This is a genomic window from Geodermatophilus sp. SYSU D00766, from assembly GCF_054049915.1.
Genome location: NZ_JBJGYI010000011.1, coordinates 100,326 through 120,246 on the forward strand (window position 1 = coordinate 100,326; position 19,921 = coordinate 120,246).

Annotated in this window: 19 protein-coding genes and 1 pseudogene; 11 read left to right on the forward strand and 9 right to left on the reverse strand. The window is 76.0% G+C overall.

Annotation, left to right across the window (positions count from 1 at the left end; all coding sequences use genetic code 11):
• Window positions 1–36: 36 nt before the first annotated feature.
• The 3 genes from ACI8AD_RS11305 to ACI8AD_RS11315 form a co-directional block, all read right to left on the reverse strand.
• Window positions 37–999 carry a universal stress protein gene (locus ACI8AD_RS11305; RefSeq protein WP_456870616.1) on the reverse strand — a complete coding sequence of 321 codons (963 nt, stop codon included), beginning with the start codon at window positions 997–999 and terminating at the stop codon, window positions 37–39.
• A gap of 454 nt (window positions 1,000–1,453) precedes the next feature.
• Window positions 1,454–1,885 carry a lipocalin-like domain-containing protein gene (locus ACI8AD_RS11310; protein ID WP_456870617.1) on the reverse strand — a complete coding sequence of 144 codons (432 nt, stop codon included), beginning with the start codon at window positions 1,883–1,885 and terminating at the stop codon, window positions 1,454–1,456.
• A 102-nt stretch (window positions 1,886–1,987) separates the two neighbouring features.
• Window positions 1,988–2,887, reverse strand: a complete 900-nt coding sequence (locus ACI8AD_RS11315) for an alpha/beta fold hydrolase (RefSeq protein ID WP_456870618.1) — start codon at window positions 2,885–2,887, stop codon at window positions 1,988–1,990.
• 362 nt (window positions 2,888–3,249) lie between these two features.
• Between ACI8AD_RS11315 and ACI8AD_RS11320 the strand changes: the two genes are divergently transcribed.
• The 8 genes and pseudogenes from ACI8AD_RS11320 to ACI8AD_RS11355 form a co-directional block, all read left to right on the forward strand.
• Window positions 3,250–4,068, forward strand: coding sequence for a DUF6544 family protein (locus ACI8AD_RS11320; protein ID WP_456870619.1), 819 nt, complete (start codon window positions 3,250–3,252; stop codon window positions 4,066–4,068).
• 5 nt (window positions 4,069–4,073) lie between these two features.
• A complete protein-coding gene (locus ACI8AD_RS11325; RefSeq protein WP_456870620.1) occupies window positions 4,074–4,742 on the forward strand; it encodes a hypothetical protein in 669 nt (222 codons plus the stop codon).
• Window positions 4,739–5,554, forward strand: coding sequence for a hypothetical protein (locus ACI8AD_RS11330; protein WP_456870621.1), 816 nt, complete (start codon window positions 4,739–4,741; stop codon window positions 5,552–5,554). The genes ACI8AD_RS11325 and ACI8AD_RS11330 overlap by 4 nt, the downstream gene beginning before the upstream one ends.
• 321 nt (window positions 5,555–5,875) lie before the next feature.
• Complete coding sequence (locus ACI8AD_RS11335; RefSeq protein ID WP_456870622.1) at window positions 5,876–6,853, forward strand: universal stress protein; 978 nt, start codon at window positions 5,876–5,878, stop codon at window positions 6,851–6,853.
• 131 nt (window positions 6,854–6,984) lie between these two features.
• Window positions 6,985–7,620, forward strand: coding sequence for a hypothetical protein (locus tag ACI8AD_RS11340; RefSeq protein WP_456870623.1), 636 nt, complete (start codon window positions 6,985–6,987; stop codon window positions 7,618–7,620).
• A 338-nt stretch (window positions 7,621–7,958) separates the two neighbouring features.
• Window positions 7,959–9,461, forward strand: a complete 1,503-nt coding sequence (locus tag ACI8AD_RS11345) for an RIO1 family regulatory kinase/ATPase domain-containing protein (RefSeq protein ID WP_456870624.1) — start codon at window positions 7,959–7,961, stop codon at window positions 9,459–9,461.
• 32 nt (window positions 9,462–9,493) lie between these two features.
• Window positions 9,494–11,881 carry an HAD-IC family P-type ATPase gene (locus tag ACI8AD_RS11350; RefSeq protein WP_456870625.1) on the forward strand — a complete coding sequence of 796 codons (2,388 nt, stop codon included), beginning with the start codon at window positions 9,494–9,496 and terminating at the stop codon, window positions 11,879–11,881.
• Between the two features lie 92 nt (window positions 11,882–11,973).
• A pseudogene (locus tag ACI8AD_RS11355) lies at window positions 11,974–12,426 on the forward strand (flavodoxin domain-containing protein); the annotation flags it as partial.
• Between the two features lie 23 nt (window positions 12,427–12,449).
• Here ACI8AD_RS11355 and ACI8AD_RS11360 read toward each other — a convergent pair.
• Window positions 12,450–13,472, reverse strand: a complete 1,023-nt coding sequence (locus ACI8AD_RS11360) for an Acg family FMN-binding oxidoreductase (protein WP_456870626.1) — start codon at window positions 13,470–13,472, stop codon at window positions 12,450–12,452.
• Complete coding sequence (locus ACI8AD_RS11365; protein WP_456870627.1) at window positions 13,469–13,708, reverse strand: hypothetical protein; 240 nt, start codon at window positions 13,706–13,708, stop codon at window positions 13,469–13,471. Before ACI8AD_RS11365 ends, ACI8AD_RS11360 begins: the two co-directional genes overlap by 4 nt.
• Before the next feature lie 267 nt (window positions 13,709–13,975).
• Here ACI8AD_RS11365 and ACI8AD_RS11370 point away from each other — a divergent pair, with 267 nt between their 5' ends.
• Entirely contained in the window at window positions 13,976–14,647 is a 672-nt protein-coding gene (locus tag ACI8AD_RS11370) for a response regulator (RefSeq protein WP_456870628.1), read from the forward strand.
• A 98-nt stretch (window positions 14,648–14,745) separates the two neighbouring features.
• Here ACI8AD_RS11370 and ACI8AD_RS11375 read toward each other — a convergent pair whose 3' ends face one another.
• The 4 genes from ACI8AD_RS11375 to ACI8AD_RS11390 all read right to left on the reverse strand — a co-directional run bounded on the left by ACI8AD_RS11375 (window position 14,746) and on the right by ACI8AD_RS11390 (window position 17,457).
• Entirely contained in the window at window positions 14,746–15,177 is a 432-nt protein-coding gene (locus ACI8AD_RS11375; RefSeq protein WP_456870629.1) for a pyridoxamine 5'-phosphate oxidase family protein, read from the reverse strand.
• Window positions 15,178–15,320: 143 nt separating this feature from the next.
• Window positions 15,321–15,854 carry a flavodoxin domain-containing protein gene (locus tag ACI8AD_RS11380; protein WP_456870630.1) on the reverse strand — a complete coding sequence of 178 codons (534 nt, stop codon included), beginning with the start codon at window positions 15,852–15,854 and terminating at the stop codon, window positions 15,321–15,323.
• Between the two features lie 17 nt (window positions 15,855–15,871).
• Window positions 15,872–16,789, reverse strand: a complete 918-nt coding sequence (locus tag ACI8AD_RS11385) for a universal stress protein (RefSeq protein WP_456870631.1) — start codon at window positions 16,787–16,789, stop codon at window positions 15,872–15,874.
• Window positions 16,786–17,457, reverse strand: a complete 672-nt coding sequence (locus ACI8AD_RS11390; RefSeq protein WP_456870632.1) for a CBS domain-containing protein — start codon at window positions 17,455–17,457, stop codon at window positions 16,786–16,788. Before ACI8AD_RS11390 ends, ACI8AD_RS11385 begins: the two co-directional genes overlap by 4 nt.
• Before the next feature lie 396 nt (window positions 17,458–17,853).
• Here ACI8AD_RS11390 and ACI8AD_RS11395 point away from each other — a divergent pair, with 396 nt between their 5' ends.
• Both ACI8AD_RS11395 and ACI8AD_RS11400 read left to right on the forward strand, forming a co-directional pair.
• Window positions 17,854–18,150, forward strand: a complete 297-nt coding sequence (locus ACI8AD_RS11395; protein WP_456870633.1) for a hypothetical protein — start codon at window positions 17,854–17,856, stop codon at window positions 18,148–18,150.
• Window positions 18,151–18,861: 711 nt separating this feature from the next.
• Window positions 18,862–19,824, forward strand: coding sequence for a universal stress protein (locus ACI8AD_RS11400; protein ID WP_456870634.1), 963 nt, complete (start codon window positions 18,862–18,864; stop codon window positions 19,822–19,824).
• Window positions 19,825–19,921 lie beyond the last annotated feature (97 nt).

Below are 19,921 nucleotides of genomic sequence, written 5' to 3' on the forward strand. Positions count from 1 at the left end.
GGCGGGATCCCCGCGCCGGTTCGGTGTCCGAGAGGGTCAGCCGGCGGCAACCGCGGAGGTGGCGTCCGCGTCGGCGGGCACGTGCAGCGGTACGACGAGCACGGGACACCCGGCGCGGTGCACGACCGCCGAGGTCACGGAGCGGAGCGGGCGCCCGAGCGGTCCCCGGCGCCGGTGCCCGACGACCAGCAGCTCGGCGGTGAACGAGGCGGCCAGGAGGGCGTCGGCCGCCCGGCCCTGCCGGACCGCCGTGCGGACGGGCACGTCCGGCCACCGGTCGCGGACCGGCTCCGCGCGCGCCAGGAGGTCGTCCAGCCGGGACTCCGCCCGGCGCTGTGCCGCGTCGTCGTCGACCAGGCGGTCGGTGGCCGGCAGCGGGAACAGGGACCCGTGCGACCACGCGTGCACGGCGAGCAGCCCGGTGCCGCGCAGCGCCGCCGCGTGCAGCGCCTCGGCTAGTGTCACCTCGGACCCGGGCCCGCCGTCCAGGCCGGCGACCACGCCGCTGCGGCCGGCGGACCAGCGGCTGCGCAGCGGGACGACGGCGATCGGGCACGAGGCGGACCGCACGACGGCGGCCACCGTGGAGCCCAACAGCAGGTCCCGGGCGCTCCCGGCGCCGGTCGTGCCCACACACAGCAGCTGCGCGCCGGCCGCCGCCGCGGTCAGCACGTCGACCGGGTCACCGTCGACCAGCTCGGGGACGACTTCCAGGCCGGGGCAGGTGTGGCGCAGCTCCGCAGCGGTCGCGTCCAGGACGAGACCACCGGCGGTGCGCAGCACCTCGACGGCGTCGAGTACCCGGTCCGGCGCCGGCCTCCGACCGCCGGCCGAGGGGACGGCGAGCAGCAGCCGCAGCGTCGCCCGCCGCCTGCGAGCCTCCTGCGCCGCCAGACGGGCGGCCACGAGCGCATCGCGGGACCCGTCGACGCCGGCCACCACGGGGCGGCCACCCCGGGCCATCGCGCCCGTGGTCGCGTGGGGGGTCGGCTCGGTCACGGAGGCCACGGTTCCTCCCGTCGGCGCGGTCGTCCGGTCCGTCCCACCCTCGGCCGGCAGGCCTGCGGGACGCCGGTGCCGCAGGTCCCCGCCGCGAGGGACCTGTGGCACCGGACCCGCGCCGGGGGACGTGCGGACGACCCCTGCCCGGACCTCCGGCTCTACGGAGCCGGCCGAGGGCCACGGACGCTGCCCGGGTGAGTACCCCGACGCTGCCCGCGGCGGCCCTCTCCCGCAGCCGTCCCTCCGGCCTGGCCCCGCGGCCGGGCTTCTGGCGGCGCGGGCTGCTCGTCGTCACCGTGGACGAGGCGGCCGGCAGCTGCGGACTCGCCTGGTCCTGCTGTACCGGTTGCAGGACGGCCGATGTGCCGAGCTGCACGAGTACCCCTGCGTCGAGTTGCCACCGTCGGCATGACTGCGCTGAGGTGGTGGCGGCGCGACGTCCCTGCGGCCCTCAGTCCTCGCGGCGCCACCGCAGCTCGTGCGTGAGGCGCCGACCTCCGACCTCGACCGGTGGCGGCTGCAGGACCAGTTCGCCGTCCTCGAAGCGATACCGCCGCACCTGCTCGGTGCCGAGTTGGTTGGGCCACAGGCTCATCTCCAGTTGGAGGACCACGAGGTCCTGGCGCACCTCGTACCTCGCCACGTAGGCCAGGTAGGTGGCGTAGGCCTTGGCCTGCTCGCTCTCGGGTGCGCCGAACGGGTCGGTCCCACTCATGGTCGGCCGGTCGGTGGCTGCGATCTGAACCGCCGCCCATCCGTCCGGCAGGAACACCGCAGAGCCCCGAGGTCGGTCTCCGGCGGGATGCTCGACCCGCCCTCCGTCGTCTCCGGCGGTCCACGAGACGAGCCGCCATCGCCCGACGAGCCGCGGTGCGTCATCCATGACCGCCTCCGGGGATGGATCCCTCCTCCGTGCGCGGTGCGCGGACACGACGGAGGACGTCGACAGCAGGGGTTGGTCCGCGACCGCAGGGGCTGAGTGTGCTCATCGAGCTGTGACGTCCGTGGCGCGATCGGCGGTGCGGACGACGGCGTCGACGATGGTGGGCCACAGTTCACGCGGCAGGGAGTGGCCCATGCCCTCCAGCACGAGCAGCTCGGCGTCCGCGACGGCCTCGGCGGTGGCGCGGCCCCCGGCGACGGGGACGACCGGGTCGGCCTCGCCGTGCACCACGAGCGTCGGCACCCGGATTGCGCGCAGCTGCTCGGTGCGGTCACCGGAGGCCATGACGGCCAGCAGTTGGCGCAGACCACCGGCCGGGTCATGGGCACGGTCGTAGGACCGGCCGGCGACGTCGGCCAGCCATGCCTCGTCGCCGCGATACCCGGGTGACCCGAGGAGCCGGAACATCTGCAGCACCTGCTCGACGTACTCCTCCCGGCTGTTGGCGGGTCGCCGGGCCTCCACCGCCTGCCAGTCCACCGGCAGCACCGGGGCCGACATGATCGAGGTCAGGCTGCGCACCCGGTCGGGGTGCCGGGCGGCGAACGTCTGCGCCACCATCCCACCCAGCGAGGCACCCGCGACGTGCGCGCTGTCCAAGCCCAGCGCGTCCAGCAGCCCGGCGACGTCGTCGGCCATGTCCTCGAGGGTGTAGGCCGCCGAGGACAGGTCCCCGGCCGCGGCGGCCCGCACGTCGGGCACCGCGTCGTGCAGGTGGGTGGACAGTCCCGCGTCCCGGTTGTCGAAGCGGACCACGAAGAAGCCTCGGTCGACCAACGCCTGACACAGGTCCTCGTGCCAGGCGATCATCTGCATGTTCGCGCCCATGACCAGCAGCAACGGCCGGGCCGATGGCTCACCGAAGGTCTCGTACGCGATCTCGATGCCATTGGCCTGCGCGATCTGCACGTCCGTGCCAGCCGCGGTCTCCGATGTGGCCATCTCGTCCCTCCCCCAGAAGTGGCCCGCCAGGCTGACCACGGTTCCGCGCGGCTTGTGCGCTGGCCCAGAGTCGAACTGCCCCTCACGCGGGTCGCCCCGGCCCTGCCCACCGACTCTCCTCGTGCCCGCCATGCGGGGACCCGCCGCACCGGGCAGACGCCGCCACGGTCCTGCCCGGCGCGCACGGCGGCCCGAGACCGTCGTCGGAGCAGGCCCGCCCGCCGAAGGCCTCCGGCCCTCCTGCCGGTGTCCTTCGTCGGTGCGCCGGCGGGTGGCGCCGCCCTAGCGTCGGGCTCGTCGTCGTCCGCGAGGACGGCGACCGGGACGCGTCCCGCATCGAGCCGAGTTCCCGAGGGAGACCGATGACCGCCTCGACGAGGCAACGGCCGCACACGCCGGCGCGGCCGCCGCGCGCCTTCACCCGGCGGCTGGCCGCCGCCGGCCTGCCGACCGGTCCGGCGTCCGCGGAGCCCGTCACCGAGGCCGACCTGGCCGGCCTGCCATCGGCCGCCGTCCGGTACATGGAGGCGATGGGCGTGGTCGGTGAGCCGCGCACCTGGTCGTTGCGGGCCCACTGGCGCGGCCGGTTCCGCCGCCGGGTCGACGGGCCGTGGATGCCTTGCGACGCGTGGCAGCACAACACCGTTGCCGAGATCGCGCGGCTGTACCGGATGCGGCTGCTGGTCGGCCGCGTGGTGCCCATGTGGGGCTGGGACACGTACCGGCACGGCACCGGGCGGATGCTCGGCAGGGCCCTCGGCCTGGTCACGGTGGCCGACGGGTCGGGCCCGGAGTTCGACGCCGGTGAGCTGGTCACCTGGCTCAACGACGCGGTGCTGCTGGCCCCGTCGATGCTGCTGCACCCCCGCACCCGCTGGGAGGACCTCGGCGAGGACCGGTTCGGCGTCTCGGTGACCGACGCCGGGCGCACCGTCGGCGCGGTGGTGTCGCTCGACGGCGACGGCCGGCCGGCGGACTTCTGGACGGCCGACCGGTGGGCCGACCTGCCCGGCGGGCCGGTGCGGACGCCCTGGAGCACCCCGGTGCGCGGGTGGACCGTCGTCGACGGGCGGCTGCGCACGGTTGGCGGCGCGGCCGTCTGGCACCTGCCCGACGGTGACGTCACCTACGGCGAGATGACGCTGGCCGGTCTCGACCTCGACGTCCCCCCGGGGCGGTGAGCCCCGTGCTGCGCGGACTGCTGCTGGCCGCCGGCGCCGCGGCGGCCGGCCTGGAGCTGTTGCACCGCCGGCGCCACTGGGGCGCCACCCCGGCCGAGGTCGCCCGCGTCCTGCCCGGCGACGACCTCGTCCCGGAGCCGGCCACGCAGACGACGCTCGGGGTGACCGTGGCCGCGCCTCCCGAGGAGGTGTGGGCGTGGCTGGTCCAGATGGGCGCCGACCGCGGCGGCATGTACAGCCACGACCGGCTGGAGAACCTGATCGGCCTGCACATCCACACCACCGACGAGATCCGCGAGGAGTGGCAGTCCCTCGGCGTCGGCGACCGGGTGGTCGTCGTCCCGGCGGGGTGGGGGCCGCTGCCCGACGGCTACGCCTTCCGGGTCGCCCTGGTCGACCCGCCCCGGGCGCTCGTCCTGCGCCAGGCGCCTCCGGAGCACCCGTGGAACGGGGTGTGGTCCTTCCACGTGCTCGAGGAGGCTCCGGGGCACTGCCGCCTGCTCGCCCGATCGCGCACCGAGGTCGATCCCCGCCGCGCGGCCCGCGTCGCCGGCCGGGTCGTGGAGCCGGTGGTCCTGGTGATGACCCGGCGGATGCTGCACGGGATCCGCGACCGCGCCGAGCGACACACGGGCCGGTCCGCCGCGGTGCTGCCCGCCGGGGGAGCGGCGTGAGCGGCCGACTGCGCCGTCCGGCCGCGCTCTCACTGGACGCACCCCGGGAGGTCCTCGCCGGGCAGCCGGTCGAGCTGACCGTGCGCTGTGCCGACGGCCGTCCCGTTCTCGGGGGGACGGTGGAGCTCGTGCGACAGACAGGTCTCACCCGCACCGTGCGCCAGTGGGGCGGGATCGCGACCGCGGTCGCCGACCGGACCAGCACGGTCGTCGCCCGGGCGGACCTGGACGCCGTGGGCCGGGGCCATCTGACCGTCCCGGACAGTGAGGCCACGGTGGCCGGGTACCTGGTACAGCGCGAGTACGTGGTGCACGTCCGGGCGCACACCACCCCGTCGTGCGTCGGCGAGGGCGCCGTCGCCGTGCGGGTGCACTCGTCGGCGGGCGCGCCTCCACGCGCGGGGGACGCCCCGCCGGCCGCCCTCACCGTGGGTGAGCTGTCCGGGCGGGAGCTGCGTCCCGACGCCGTCGTCACCGGGGTGGTGACCGCCCGCCCCGGGACCACCGCCCGCGGTGTCCGGGTCGAGCTGGTCCTGGACGAGCTCGTACCTGCACGGCCGGATGAGCCGACCGAGGAGGACCGGGCGTCCACCACCGTCGTCGCCACGGAGCGACTGTCCGGTCCGGTCAGGGCCGGACCGGGGGAGCAGCTGCGGTGGTCCTTCCGGCTCCGCGCCCCTGACCCGCTGCCCGCGCCGTCGGTCAGCACGGACGAGTACACGCTGCAGTGGCTGCTGCGCGCTGTCGCCGACCGGCCCCTGCGGCCGGATGTCGTCACGGCGGTCGAGATGGAGGGGAGGACCGCACCGTGAGGAGATCCGGGGGACCGCGCAGGCACCTGCGCTGCCTGCTGGGCCTGCACTCCTGGGTTCGCCGCCACCCGCCTGGCGAGCACTACGAGGGACCCGACCACCGGGTGTGCCGCCGCTGCGGGAAGCAGAGCGGGCCGTGGGACCCGCCGCCGGGCGCCTTTCTGCCGCCTGGCGGCGGGTGGACGCCCTGAGCCCGAGCCGAGGGGCCGGGACGAAGGACCCGCTCAACGGGGACGTCGGCCCGCGTCCTCTCGTCCGTGGACGGCGCAGGGTCGGATCGGAGCCCGGCAGGTGACCGGACAGAGGGCTGGAGGCGGACCCGTGACGACGCAGCAGAGCACCAACCACCCCCTGCGACCCGGACGCGTGGTCGTCGGGGTGGACGGCTCGCCAGGGGCGCGGTCAGCGCTGACCTGGGCGCTGGCTGTCGCGGCCCGGTCCGGCGCCCCGCTCGAGGTGGTCAGCGCCTACCCGGTCGACTTCTACTGGGCCGACCCCTACCTGCTCGACACCCGCCGGCTCGACGCCATCCGGGCCGACACCGAGCAGCGGGTCCGCGACTTCCTCGCCGAGGTCCGCCGGGACCCGGCCGTGGCCGCCGTCCCCGGCACCGCGGAGGTCGAGGCCGACGTCGTCGTCGCCGGCGGCGCCCCGCTGGACCACCTGGTGGCCCGGGCGGAGGGCGCCGACCTGCTCGTCGTCGGCAGCCGCGGTCGCGGTGGGGTGCGCAGCACCCTGCTCGGCTCGGTCGCGCTGCACTGCGTGGCCCACGCGCCCTGCGCCGTCGTCGTGGTGCACCCCGGCGCGGTCGAGCCGCCGCCGCGGGTGGTGGTGGGGGTGGAGGACTCACCGGTGTCCCGCGCCGCGCTGCGCCGGGCGGCGGAGGAGGCCCGCCGGCTGGGCGCGGCGCTCGAGGTGGTCGCCGGCTTCCAGCCCGAGGCCTACTGGAGCGACCTCTACGCGCTCACCGCCCCGACCGTGTCGGAGATCGAGGAGCATGCTCGCGTCCGGGTCGGCGCGATCGTGGCGGAGGTGCTCGGCCGGGAGGCGCAGGCCGACGTCCGCGTGGTGGAGGGCAAGCCGGGGGAGGTCCTCGTGCAGCGGGCCGACGGTGCCGCGCTGCTCGTCGTCGGCAGCCGCAGCCGCAGCCGGGTCCTGGGGATGGTCCTGGGCTCGGTGGCGCTGCACTGCGCGGTGCACGCACCCGGCCCGGTCATGGTCGTGCACCCCGACCCGGTCGCCGCGGAGGCGGCTGAGGTGACCGCTGCGGCGGACGGGGTACCGGCCCACGCGGGCTAGATGCTGCGTCACCACAGCCGGTCGGGGGGCACGACGGTACGGGAGACCTGCCAAGTGACGGCACTCCTGGACCGTCGCGACCCCTCGCTCCAGACTGGAACGCTCCTGCGGAGGGTGAGTGGGGCCTCGTCATGGGCACGTCAGGCCGATTCGTCCGTCTCCCGTGGCGTGCCGAGCCACACACGACCCCGGCGGAGGAACGGTCGAACGGGTCCTCCGCTCCCGAACGGGCCCTGTCTGCGAGAGAGAACGCACTCCGTGAGGATCTCGGCAAGGAGTACTACGCGATCCTCGGAGTCATCACCGAGTACGACAAGCAGCTCGTCATCGTCAAGGGGTGGTCGGTCACCCTGTCGCTGGCTGGTCTCGGCCTCGGGTTCCAGCAGGAGCACTACGCGCTGTTCGCACTCGCGGCGGCGAGCGCGCTGGCGTTCTGGTACGTGGACGCCCGGATGAAGGGCTTCCAGTTGCACTACTACTGGCGCATGCGGGACATCGAGGTCGCGGCCTGCCAGATCAACGCGGTGCCCCTCGACGGCCTCGGCCTCCAGTCGGCGCCGAGGATCGACCTGAGCTGGGGCTATGACGGCAAGCGGCCGGAGCCGGTCCTGGAGCGCCGAAGCGCGAAGAACGTCCGGGACCTGCTCGGGCGGCCGTGGCGGATGGGGCAGGTGCTGCTGCCGCACGCGGCCGCCGTCGTCATCGGTGCCGGCTTGTTCGTGGCTGCGCTCCTCGACGCGCCGGGCCTCGCCGACCTGCAGCCGTGAGACCGTGACTCCCTGGACGCTGCGCTCGGTCACCCGGCCCGTGCAGCCCTGCCGCGTGCCCGCTGGGCAGGGCCCTCCGGCCCGGCCGGACGTGCCACCCGACCCCGGCGCGTCGGGGACCGAGGAGCGAGCCTGGACCGGTGACCGACGCCGGACGGGGCGCGCCCGTGCTCGAGGGGCGCCCACAGGCGCACCCACCCGCGGGCCCGGCCGTCCGTCCGCGGCGCCCCTCCTGGCCCGCCGGCTCCGCGCTTTGGCGGCCCACGGGCCAGGAGCGGCTGCCGCGACGGGTACCGCCGACGGTCTGGGCGTGGGCGGCGGTTCTCGTCGCCGCCGGGGTGCTGCTGATCCTCGCCGACCGACCCGGCGGCCTCTTGGGGCTGGACCGGGCTGTCGCCGACGTGGCCGGCCCGCCGGATCGCCATCCCGGGGCGGCGGACCTCGCGCGGGTCGGCGCGGTGCTCGGCTACCGCGCGCTCTGGTTGCCCACGGCCCTGGTGCTGGTCTGGACGGCGCGGTGGCGGCACCTGCTCGTGTACATCGGCACCGTCTCGGTGGTCGCCGCGGTCGCGCAGGTGGCCGCCGGCGAGGGCGTGTTGGTGCGCGTCCTCCGTGCTGAGGTCGTCGGCACGGAGGCTGCCGTGGAGCTCTCCGCCTGGCCGGTCGTGGTCCTGGCCACGGTGTCGGTGGCGACCCTGTACGTGCTGACCCCCTCGGGCCGTGCGCGGCGCTGGGGCTGGGTGGCCGTCGCAGCCCTGCTGACCACCGCTGTCGTGCCCCGCGCCTCCCTCGGGCTGGACGGCCCCACCGTCGCCGTCCCGGCCGCCCTCGTCGGCGCCTCCGCCGCGGCGCTGGTCTGCACGGTGCTCGCGCCCGAGGACACCTTTCCCGTCACCTGGCGCCGGCGCGTGGCGGCCCACCTGACGCTCGACGAGGCACGGACCGCGCGCATCCGCGCCGCGGTCCTCGAGCAGCTCGGTGTCGACGTCGCGGCGGTCGAGCCCTTCCGGCTCGACGGGTCGACCGGATCCACACCGTGCCGACTGGTCATCGCCTCCGGCCCGGCCCTGTTCGGCAAGCTCTACTCGGCAACCCACCTGCGGTCGGACCGCTGGTACAAGGTCCTGCGCGTGCTCCGGTACGGCCGGCTGGAGGACGAGGCGCCGTTCTCCTCCGTGCGGCGGCTGGTCGAGCACGAGGACTACATGCTGCGGCTGCTGCGCGACGGCGGGGTGCGAGTACCCGGGCCGATGGGCGTCGTCGAGGTGGTGCCCGGTCGCGAGTACCTGCTGGTGACCGAGCTCGTGCCCCGCACCGTCGAGATCCGGCGCTCGCGAGTGGACGACACCGTCATCGACGGCGTGCTGCGCCAGGTGCGGCTGCTGTGGTCGGCCGGGGCAGCGCACCGCGACGTCAAGCCCTCCAACGTCCTCGTCCAGGACGAGGAGCGCGTGGTGCTCGTCGACGTGTCCTTCGGTGAGCTGCGGCCCAGCCGCTGGCGGCAGGCCGCCGACCTCGGCAACGCGCTCTTGACCTGCGCGCCGGTCGCCGGGCCCGAGCGGGTGCTCGCCCAGGCCCGCCTGCAGTTCACCGACGCGGAACTGGCGGAGGCGATGGCCACGACGTCCTCGCTCACGCTCCCCACCCAGTTGCGCCGGATGCTGGCCGCCGACGGTCGCGACCTGGTCGAGCGGCTCCGCGAGCAGCTGCCGCCGCACCCGCGGATCCGGGTGCAGCGGTGGAGCGCCCGGCGGGTGCTGCTGGCGCTGGCCACCTGTGGCGGTGCGGTCCTCACGCTCGTGCTCGCGGCGTTGAACCTCCGTGCCGGGGGACTGCTGTGACCACCGGCCCAGCTCCTGCGGCCCCACCCGCCATGACGGAGGCCGCGTCCCCGGCAGCGGCGGGCGGCCTGACGTCGGCCCAGGTGGCCGAGCGGGTGGCGGCCGGGCGGGTCAACACGGTCACGACCCGGACCAGCCGGACCGTCGGGCAGATCGTCCGGGCCAACGTGCTCACGTTCTTCAACGGCCTGCTGGCCGCGCTGTGGGTGACCATGGTGCTGGCCGGGCGGTGGCAGAACGCGCTCTTCGGCGGGGTGGTCGTCGTCAACGCCGTCGTGGGGATCGTGCAGGAGCTGCGCGCCAAGCGGACCCTCGACCGGCTGGCGGTCCTGCAGACGCCCCGCGCCCGGCCGGTGCGCGACGGCGCCGAGCGCGAGGTCCCGGTCGCCGAGGTGGTCCTCGACGACCTGCTGGTGCTGCGCGCCGGCGACCAGGTGCCCGTCGACGGCGTCGTGCGCGCCACCCGAGGGCTGGCCGTCGACGAGTCGCTGCTCACCGGCGAGGCCGACGCGGTGGCCAAGGAGGTCGGCGACCCGGTGCTGTCCGGCTCGATCGTGGTGGCCGGCAGCGGGCGGGTGCAGGCCACCGCCGTCGGTGACGACGGCTACGCCGCCCGGCTCGCCGCGCAGGCGCGGGTGTTCACCCGCACGCACTCGGAGCTGGTCGCCGGGACCACCCGGCTGCTGCGCTGGATCGCGCTGGTGCTGCTGGTGGTCGGCCCGGCGGTGCTGTGGAGCCAGTTCCGGTCCCCGGAGAACGACGGCTGGCGGGACGCGGTCACCGGCACCGTCGGGGCGCTGGTCGGGATGGTCCCGGAGGGCTTGGTCCTGCTCACCACCCTGGCGTTCCTCCTCGGTGCCGCGGGCCTGGCGCGGCGGTGGACCCTGGTGCAGGAGCTGCCCGCCGTCGAGGGGCTGGCCCGCGTCGACGTCGTCTGCCTGGACAAGACCGGCACGCTGACCCACGGCGACCTCGCCTTCGACCGGCTCGAGCGGCTGCGCGGGGACCCCGGGACCGACGGGGCGCTGGCGCTGCTCGCCGCCGCCGACGCGGGCAACGCCACCGCGCGCGCCCTGGCGGCGGCCTTCCCGGACCCGGGCGGCCAGGAGGCGGCCGGCGCCGTCCCCTTCGACTCGGCGCGCAAGTGGTCGGCCGTGCGCACCGCCGGCGGCAGCACCTGGGTGCTCGGCGCGCCGGAGCTGGTGCTGCCCGCCCCGGCCGGGCCGGCCGACGCCGCGGCCCGCGACCGCGCCGACGCGCTGGCCGCGGAGGGCCGCCGGGTGCTGCTGCTGGCCTGCGCGGCCGCGCCGTGGACCGCGGACGGCGGCACCCCGCGGCTGCCCGCCGGGCTGGTCCCCGTGGCGCTCGTGCTGCTCGCCGAGCGGGTCCGCGAGGACGCCGCCGAGGTGCTGCGCTACTTCACCGAGCAGGGCGTGGCGCTGAAGGTGCTCTCCGGGGACAACCCGCGGACCGTCGGCGCCGTCGCGGCCGCGGTGGGCCTGCCCGGGGTGTCGGGCGCGGCCGACGCCGTCGACGCCCGGACGCTGCCGGAGGACCCCGACGCGCTGGCCGGCGTGCTGGAGTCGGCGTCGGTCGTCGGCCGGGTGACCCCGCAGCAGAAGCGGGCCGTGGTGCGGGCGCTGCAGCGCCGCGGGCACGTGGTGGCGATGACCGGCGACGGGGTCAACGACGCGCTGGCGCTCAAGGACGCCGACGTCGGCGTCGCGATGGGCAACGGCTCCCCGGCGACCCGCGCGGTGGCGCAGCTCGTGCTGCTCGACGGCCGCTTCGCCGCGCTGCCGCACGCCGTGGCCGAGGGCCGGCGGGTCATCGCGAACATCGAGCGCGCGGCCAACCTGTTCCTGGTCAAGAACGTCTACAGCCTGGTGCTCGCGCTGGTCACCGTGGTGACGCTGACGGCCTACCCGCTGGCGCCGGTGCAGCTGACGCTGGTGTCCGCGGTGACCATCGGCGTGCCCGGCTTCGTGCTGGCGCTCGCCCCGGGCGGGCGCCGCTACCGGCCCGGCTTCCTGCGCCGGGTGCTGGCCTTCTCCGTGCCCGTCGGCGTGGTCACCGGCGGGGTCTCCTACGCCGCCTACGCACTGACCCGGGCGCTGCAGCCCGAGGGCGGGGTGGCCGCGGCGCGGACGGCGGCGCTGCTCGCGGTGGTCGTGACGGCGCTGTGGACGGTGCTCGTGCTGGCCCGGCCGCTCACCGCGGGGCGGGTCGCCCTCGTGGCCGCGATGGCCGCGGTGGTCGTCGTCGTGCTCGCCGTCCCGGTGCTGCGCGAGGACGTCCTGCTGCTCGATGTCACGTGGAGGACGCTGCTGCTCGGCACGGGCCTCGGCGCGGCTGGTGCACTGTTGGTCGAGGCCATTACACGCATGCCGGGGCCCAGCTGCCGCGGGCGGGGACGGTAGCGGGCACCGCGACGGAGCAGGGGTGATGACCGCACCCCGGGTTCTCGTCGCGGTGGCCAGCCGCACGGGGGTCGCTCGGCGTCGCCGAAGCGGTAGCCGATGGGCTGCGCGAGGGACTCGGGTCCGACACTGGCGTCGATCTGCGGCCAGTGGCCGGGGTCGACGACGTCCGGGGCTACGACGCCGTCGTGATCGGCAGTGCCGTCTACCACGGGCACTGGCTCGAGGCGGCGCTGGACATGGTGCTCCGCTGCGCCATCGACCTGTTCGACCGCCCGGTGCGGATCTTCTCCAGCGGCCCAGTCGGGGACCACGGATGGCCGCCGGAGGAACTGCTGGAGGCCGACGAGGTGCTGGTTCAGACCCGCGCCCGAGAGCACCAGGTGTTCGCCGGCCGGCTCGACCGGGCCGGACTCCGACCTGCCGAGCGCGTCGTCTCGGCAGTGCTGCTCCTTCGGGAGGCGAACCGGCGCGACCCCGCCGGCGCCCAGGGGTGGGGGAGGACCATCGCGGTGCCCCTTACGACCGGGCTGCCGGGGCGGTGAACCGCCACGGCAGCCCCTGGGCGTCACGACCGGGAAGCGTCGAGCCGGTCGATGGTGTCGTCGACCGGGCGACGCCCGGTCAGCGAGATGGGATCGGCGCTGACCGGTGTCCAGCCCAACCGCAGCAGCATCTGGGGCGTACCGGGCGCGTCCGGGGAGATGTCGGCGCACAGGTCCGCCAGGCGCACCCGGGTGCCGGGCACCTCGAGCGGCTGGCTCACCGGATCGGTGGCCAGGCCGATCGCGGTGGCGGTGAGCAGCACCGAGCTCAGTGCCTCACCAGCCCGCAGCTGGTCCATCGGCCCGTCGCCGGCGGTGGTCAGCACGGCCAGGAGCGTGCCGTCCGACTCACCCATCCCCAGCCGGTTCTCACGGAGCGAGCCGCCGGCGAAGGAGCGCACCGGGATCGCCGCCTCCGGTCCGGCAGGACCGGCGTGCACGGGCACGTTCGCCGCCGGGACACCGTCCGCGGCACCGCGGGGCCGCCCGGTCCAGGTCGCGACCTCGTGCGCCAGTCCGGGGGTGACGGCCTGCTCCAGGGCCGCGGTCTGGACCAGCCGCACCACCTGGTACCGGGCGCCAGGGGCCAGGACCGTCAGCCGGGCGCCCTCCTCGGCCGCGGCGCGCACCAGGTCGGCGACCAGCTCCGGCGGGACGGGCCAGGTCGAGAAGACCCGCCGGTCGCTGCGGCGGTCCTCGATCGCCCGGGCGATCACGAGGTCATCCGGTCGGGGCTCGGAGAGGGACACCTCGACCGCGGCCAGGTGCTCGAGGTGGGCCGGGTCGGGCAGCCGGTGGACCCGGGAGGACAGCCCGGCCGCGCGGAGGGCCACCCGGAGGTGGTGCAGGGCGGCGCCACAGCCGATCAGGAGGTCTCGGCTCTCGGGGTCGGTGGCCGGCAGCCCCCGGGTTGGGTCGGCGAACAGGTGGACCGAGGTCCGGCCGATCCGCCAACGCCAAGGCTGGGTGTTGTGCAGCGAGGGCGCGCGATTGGCCAGCCCGATGGCGGCGCGAGCCGTCGTGCGGTCGAGCAAGAACGTGGTCACGACTCCTCCTGGGTGACGGCGCCGGGGAGCGGGACGGGTAGGGGCCCGGCTGACGTCTGGCCGCGCACCAGGCACGTGGCGCCCGCGACAACCGCGTCGACGTCGGTGAGGTCGCGGCGGACCTCGGCGAAGCGCGCGGACACGAACGCGGCGACCGTCGGGGAGGGCAGCGGCCAGGGGACGCGCACCTCGACGTCGATCCCGTCCGCGTCCTCACGGGGGTCTGGCTGCGCCACCTCGCCGGCGGTCGTCGACCGCGACTTCGCGATCCCCACCGTCCTCACAGGCGCCGCCCGAGCCGGGTCGTCTGCATGGTCCGACGCTCCCGCCACGGGCGGGCAGGGATGAGGGCCGGACGTCCCCGATGAGGAGGCCGGAGGTCGCCGTCGCCGGTATCGCGCCACGCAGCGCTGCCATCGGGGCGGCCCAGGCCCTAGCCTCGGCCGAGGACGCGGTCGGCCGGACCACGTGGGTGCGGCCGACCGCCTGGCGAGGGAGAGTCGGTGGACACGGACACGGAGCAGGCCCCGATCCGGGTGTTCCTGCTCGACGACCACGAGCTGGTGCGCCGCGGGGTGGCCGACGTCCTCGGGGGTGACCCGGGCATCACCGTCGTCGGGGAGGCGAAGAACGCCGCGGAGGCGCTGGCCCGGGTGCCGGCGCTGCGCCCCGACGTCGCCGTGCTCGACGTCCGGCTGCCCGACGGCGACGGCGTGAGCGTCTGCCGGGAGCTGCGCAGCCGGCTGCCCGACCTGCGGGTGGTCATGCTGACCAGCTACAGCGACGACGAGGCGCTGTTCGAGGCGATCATGGCCGGGGCCTCGGGCTACCTGCTCAAGCAGATCCTCGGCGCCGACCTGGTCGGCGCGGTCCGCACCGTCGCCGCCGGCGGCTCGCTGCTGGACCCCGCGGCCACGACCGCCGTCCTGGAGCGGATGCGCCGCGCCGCGGAGCCCGAGGGGCCGCTGGCCCGGCTCAGCGACCAGGAGCGCACGGTGCTGCGGCTGATCGGCGAGGGGCTGACCAACCGGCAGATCGGCGAGCGGATGTTCCTGGCCGAGAAGACGGTCAAGAACTACGTGTCCCACCTGCTGGCCAAGCTGGGGCTCGAGCGGCGCACCCAGGCCGCCGTGCTGGCCACCGAGCTGCGCGCGGGCGCGCCCCGCCGGGACTGACCCCCCCCGCCGGGGACCGGGCGCCCTCAGCTCAGCGGCGCCCACCAGCGCAGCCGCGTCCCGCCGTCGGGCAGCGCCCCGACCTCGAGGGGCCACGGTCATGCAGACCGTGGTGACGGCGCGGGAGGCCCGGTAGTGCGCCAGCCGCGGACGACGCCGGCCAGCAGGACGACGTAGCAGTGTCCGTCGTCGGCGGCCGGGAGCACCGGCCACGCGAGCGCGTCGAGCGCGGTGACCCCGACGGCGTCCGTGACGGTGCGGGCCGGGCCGACGACGGTCACCGCCCAGCCGGACTCACCGTCGAAGTCGTCGACGCCCAGGACGACCACGGCCCCGCGGGCGGGCAGCAGGTGATCGCTCTCGGGGGAGGCAGGCATGACCACGCGGTGCCCGTCGAGGGCGTAGAGGACGGGAGCCATCGCCGGCAGTGCGTCCCGGGTGAAGGCGAGGTGTCCGCGGCGGGTGCCGTCGAGCAGGTGGCGGCACTCCTCGACGGTCAGGAGCGTGCGGGTGGACACCGCGTCGTTCACCGTCGTCCCTCGTCGATCGTGCGCCGTTCGGTTCCGGAGGGGAGGGCCCGGGCCGGAGCAGGCAGGAGTCTCAGTTCCGGGAGATCAGGCTCGGAACCCGGTAGCGGCCGGCGACCGGTGGTGGACACGCAGGTCTCCCTGCCTCATCCGGAGGACATCGACTCACCGACCGCGGGCACGGCGCTGTCGGCCAGCGCGGTGGCGATCTCGCCGGCCCAGGCACGCACGGCGTCCCAGTCCCGGAAGTCGCCGACCGGCGCCCGCATCGCGGTCACCATCGCGCGTTCACCGAAGCCGAGCAGGCTCCGGTCCAGCCGGCCGGGGAACACCCGTCGTCCGCGCAGCGGGAAGAAGGTGGCGAGCGTGGCGACGTCGTAGGGCTCGTCGGGCGGGAAGGGCGGCTCGCCGATCGGGCCGCTGGAGAACAACCAGACCGGCCGCTGCCGCAGCACGGCCACGTTCCGGACAGCGAGATCGTGGGCCGGCTGGAGCCAGCGGCCCGCGTACACGGCGCTGCCCAGCACCACCGCGTCCCACCGGGCGGGGTCGGGGCGTGCCTCGACCGGCACGGCGGAGGACTGCAGTCCAGCTGCCCGGCCGGCCGGGCAGCCGGCGACCTCGTCGGCCAGCACCCTGGCGATCTCCGCCGTCGAGCCGTGGCGGCTGGCGGCGGTCACGAGGATCCGCGGCCCGTTCACCGTGCGCCGTCCAGTGCGTCGCCGGCCGGCACCACGGCCACGGGGCACGGTGCGCGGTGCGTCACCGCGTGCGTGGTCGAGCCCATGCGCGCCAGGCCCCGGTGCCGACGGACGCCGACGACCAGGAGCTGGGCGGTCAGACCGGCGGCGAGCAGGGCGCGCCCGGGCCGCTCGCGGACCACGGCCTCGCGGACCGGCACGTCGGGCTCCTTGTCCCTCCAGCCGGCCAGAGCCTCGGCCAGCAGCCGCTCCTCGTCGGCCAGCACGCCGGCCCAGTCGACCAGGGGCCCCGCCGACAGCAGCGCCGTCTCCAGGGCGACGTCGTGCCAGGCGTGCACGGCCAGCAGGTCGGTGCCGCGCATGGCGGCCTCGGCCATCGCGAAGGCCAGCACGGCGTCGTCCCCGGGTCGTCCGGCGACAGCCGCGACGACGCCGGACCGGGGGCGGACGACCGCTGCGGTCGGTTCGGGGAGGAGGAGCACCGGACACGGCGGCGCGGCGAGGACCGCGGCTGCCGTCGAGCCCAGGAGCAGGCCGGTGACCCCGCCCAGGCCTCGGCTGCCCAGGACGAGCAGGTCGGCACCACGGGCGGCGTGGGTGAGCGCGTCGGCCGGGTCGCCAGGGTCGACCGACCAGCGGACGCGGTCGGGCCCGAGCACTTCTGTCGCATCCCCCGCCGCGGTGACCAGCGCCGTCTCGGCCGCCGCGTGCAGCAGGCCGCCGATGTCGGGCAGCCCGGTGCTCCCCGTCCCCTGCGAGGGCGGCGCAGCCGCGGGCCAGGACAGGGCGTACACGATGTGCAGGGCGCAGCCGCGCCGGGCTGCTTCCTCGACGGCTGTCGCCGCGGCGTCACGTCCGGCGTCGGACCCGTCGATCCCGACGACGACCGTGCCGCCGGGACCCGGCCCGGTCACGACCAGCTCCCCGGTGCCGGGGCCGACAGCGGGCGGATCGGCTCGACGTCGGGCCTCCCGGTGTCGAGGGGGGACAGCACGCGGACGTCGGTGATGCCGCCGACGGTCCGGGCGAGCGCGGCCAGCGCCCGCCGCTCGACCTCCCAGGAGCCATGCGGGCCGCCGCGGAGCCGCCGGATGGTGGCCCCGCCGTCGTGCACGGCCACGTCCCAGACGTCGGGCTCGCCGGTGTAGTCCTCGACGAGCCGCAGCAGTTGGCGTCTCACGTCGTCGTCGGAGCGCACCAGCAGGTGCAGGAGGTCGCGGCGGCTGACGATGCCGACCAGCCGGCCGCCGTCGGTCACCGGCACGCTGCGCAGGCGGCCCTCGACGAACAGCCGGGCGACGTCCGCGACGTCGGCGGTGACGTCGACCGCGCGCACGTCACGTGTCATCACGTCGTGCACCAGCGTCGGCGGGGAGTCGACCGCCGGGTTGCTGTCGCGCCGGAGGTGCAGCCGGGGGTCCTCGGGGAGGCGGTCGCGGAGCAGGTCGGCCTCCGCGACGATGCCGACGAGCCGGTCGTCGTCATCGACGACCGGCAGGGCGGCGAACCCCCGCGCGGCCATCACCTCTGCTGCATAGCGCACGGCGGTGTGCGGCCCCACCGTCACCACCTCACGGGTCATGACGTCTCTCGTCTGCACGGTTCCTCCCTCTCCGGTCGACGTCCCCGACGCTAGGGAGCCCGGCCCGTGTGTCCCCAGGGTCAGGGGCCGTCGCGTGGGGTGACGGAGGTCCCGGAGGTGTCACCCAGCTGATTGGTCCGCGCGGGGCGCCCACCGTCCGGACGATCGGGGTGAGCAGGCGATCCGGCTGCCCGATCGCGCCCTCCGGTGCCCGACCGGAGGTCCCGAGGGGCGGAGGGGCGTCCTCACACTGGCCGAGGACGGTCCGGGCGCACTGGCGGCCCTGGCTGTGTGACGGGCCGTAGGTCCCGGTGCGCAGGACCCTCGCCTCCTGCTGCGGCAGCCCCGGGACGGCGACGGTGGAACCGACCGCCCGCACCTGTAGGAGGCCCTCACATGGCCGTGCCCGACGCCCCCATTCCCGGTGAGCACCCGCGCCGGGAGATGTCCGAGGACGAGAAGCTGATCGCGCAGTGGGAGGCCCGGCACGACGTCGCCGCCCGTGGCCACCGGCTCGACCCGCAGGCCGTCCAGGACTACCTCACCCACGCGCGCGCCAGCGAGCGCGGGCGTCCAGCAGGCTCGTCGAGCAGCGGGACACGGGCGGCCGCAGCGGCGGTCGGGCCGGTCGCGCCGGTGGAGCGGGTGCCGCCGCGGCGCTCCTGGTGGCGGAGGCTGCTGGGCCGGTCCTGACCAGTGGCGAGGGCCGGGACGCCGAGCGCCTTGATCCTCCGCCGTGTCGGCGGGCTCAACGGAGTCGGAACCGGGCCGCCCAGACCGACTCGACCTCGGTGCACTTCCGGGTCCAGAACCACCCTGCGGCCGCTCCAGCAGGGCACCGTCCGCCGCGTGCGCCTCGGTACCAGTGGCAGGGGCGGAGGTGGTGAGGTCCTCGCGGAGCGCGTCGGGGTGGGCCAGCGCCCGGGCCCGCGACCCGTCGTGTGCTCCACCCGCATCGCGCGTCGCCCGAACCGCGGTCACCAGCACCAGCGGACGCCGCTCGCAGTGCGCCCGGGCGGCGGCAGGCCGCACCACGTGCCGCGGGGCAGGCCTGTCGTCGACCGCGGCGACGACCGGCGGCAGGTAGGAGGTCGTTCCCCCGCGCCCGTCGGGGACGGGCCGGCCGGCCGGCGCCGCCCGGCCGTGCACCTGGCGGTCCGCCGGGGAGGCGCTGTTCTCGACGACCTCCTCGCGCCGCCTGCAGGGCGTGGGGGAGGTGGGTTCAGGCGCCGCGAGGGGTGAGGACGGGTCCGCCATCAGCGAGGTGCCTGCTCGGTCGCGGAGCCGACGGCTGCCGGGGACGAAGGTCCTGGACGGCTCGTGACGTCGGTCGGCGTCCCGGTCGGCCGGGGTCGGCCGACCCTGTGGGCACCCGGACGTCCTTGACGGGAGGTGGCTGGTGTGGTGACCGATGGAGAGGTCGGCGCGATGGACCGGGAGACGAGCGGCGATCGGATCGTCGTGGGGGTCGACGGGTCGCCCGGTGGCAGGGCCGCCCTCGTCTGGGCATTGACGGCTGCCGCCCGTACCGGTGCGGAGGTCGAGATTGTCAGCGCCGTCCCGGTGGACACCTGGGCGGCGCCGCACCTGCTCGACACCGCCGGCGTCGAGGCCATCCGGTCCGACACCGAGGCACGGCTGCGGGCGAGCGTCGCCGAGGCGCTCGGCCACCCGGCGGTGCGGGCGGTCGCGCGGGACGGGGCCGTCCCGGTGCACCTCAGCGTCGCGCCCGGCGACCCCGCCGAGGCGCTGGTGGTGCGGGCGGGGGATGCCGGGCTGCTCGTGGTGGGCAGCCGGGGCCGCGGAGCCGTGAAGAGCGCGCTCCTCGGTTCGGTGGCCCTGCACTGCGCAGCGCACTCACCGTGCCCGGTCGTCGTCGTGCACCGCCAGGAGACGGCGCCCGCTCCCCGGGTGGTCGTGGGGATCGACGACTCGTCCGGAGCGCACACCGTGCTGCGGGAGGCGGTGGACCACGCACGCCGGCTCGGCGCCGGGGTGGAGGCGGTCCTGGTCTGCCAGCCGGTGACCTACTGGAGCGACCCCATCGTCGCCGCGCCGCCGGTGGGGGAGACACTCGACGCCGCCCGTGCTCGAGCCGACCGCGTCGTCACGGCGGTCCTGGGGCATGAGCCGAACCCGGACGTCGAGGTGGTGGTCGAGACCGGCGCACCCGGCGACGTCCTCGTCCGGAGGTCCGCGGGAGCCGGCCTCCTCGTCGTCGGCAGCCGCAGCCGCAGCCGGCTGGCGGGGCTGGCGCTCGGTTCAGTCGCCCTGCACTGTGTCGTGCACGCGTCGTGTCCTGTGCTGGTCGTCCGACACAGCCGGGTGCACGCGGCCGGCCCAGGACTCACAGCAGCTGGCGCTTGAGCACGGCTCTGAGGCCACCGCGCGGCCTCCGGACGAGGTGGATGCCCCGCTTCACCAGCTTGTCCTTGAAGACGTCGAGGGCGGCGGTGACCCGCTC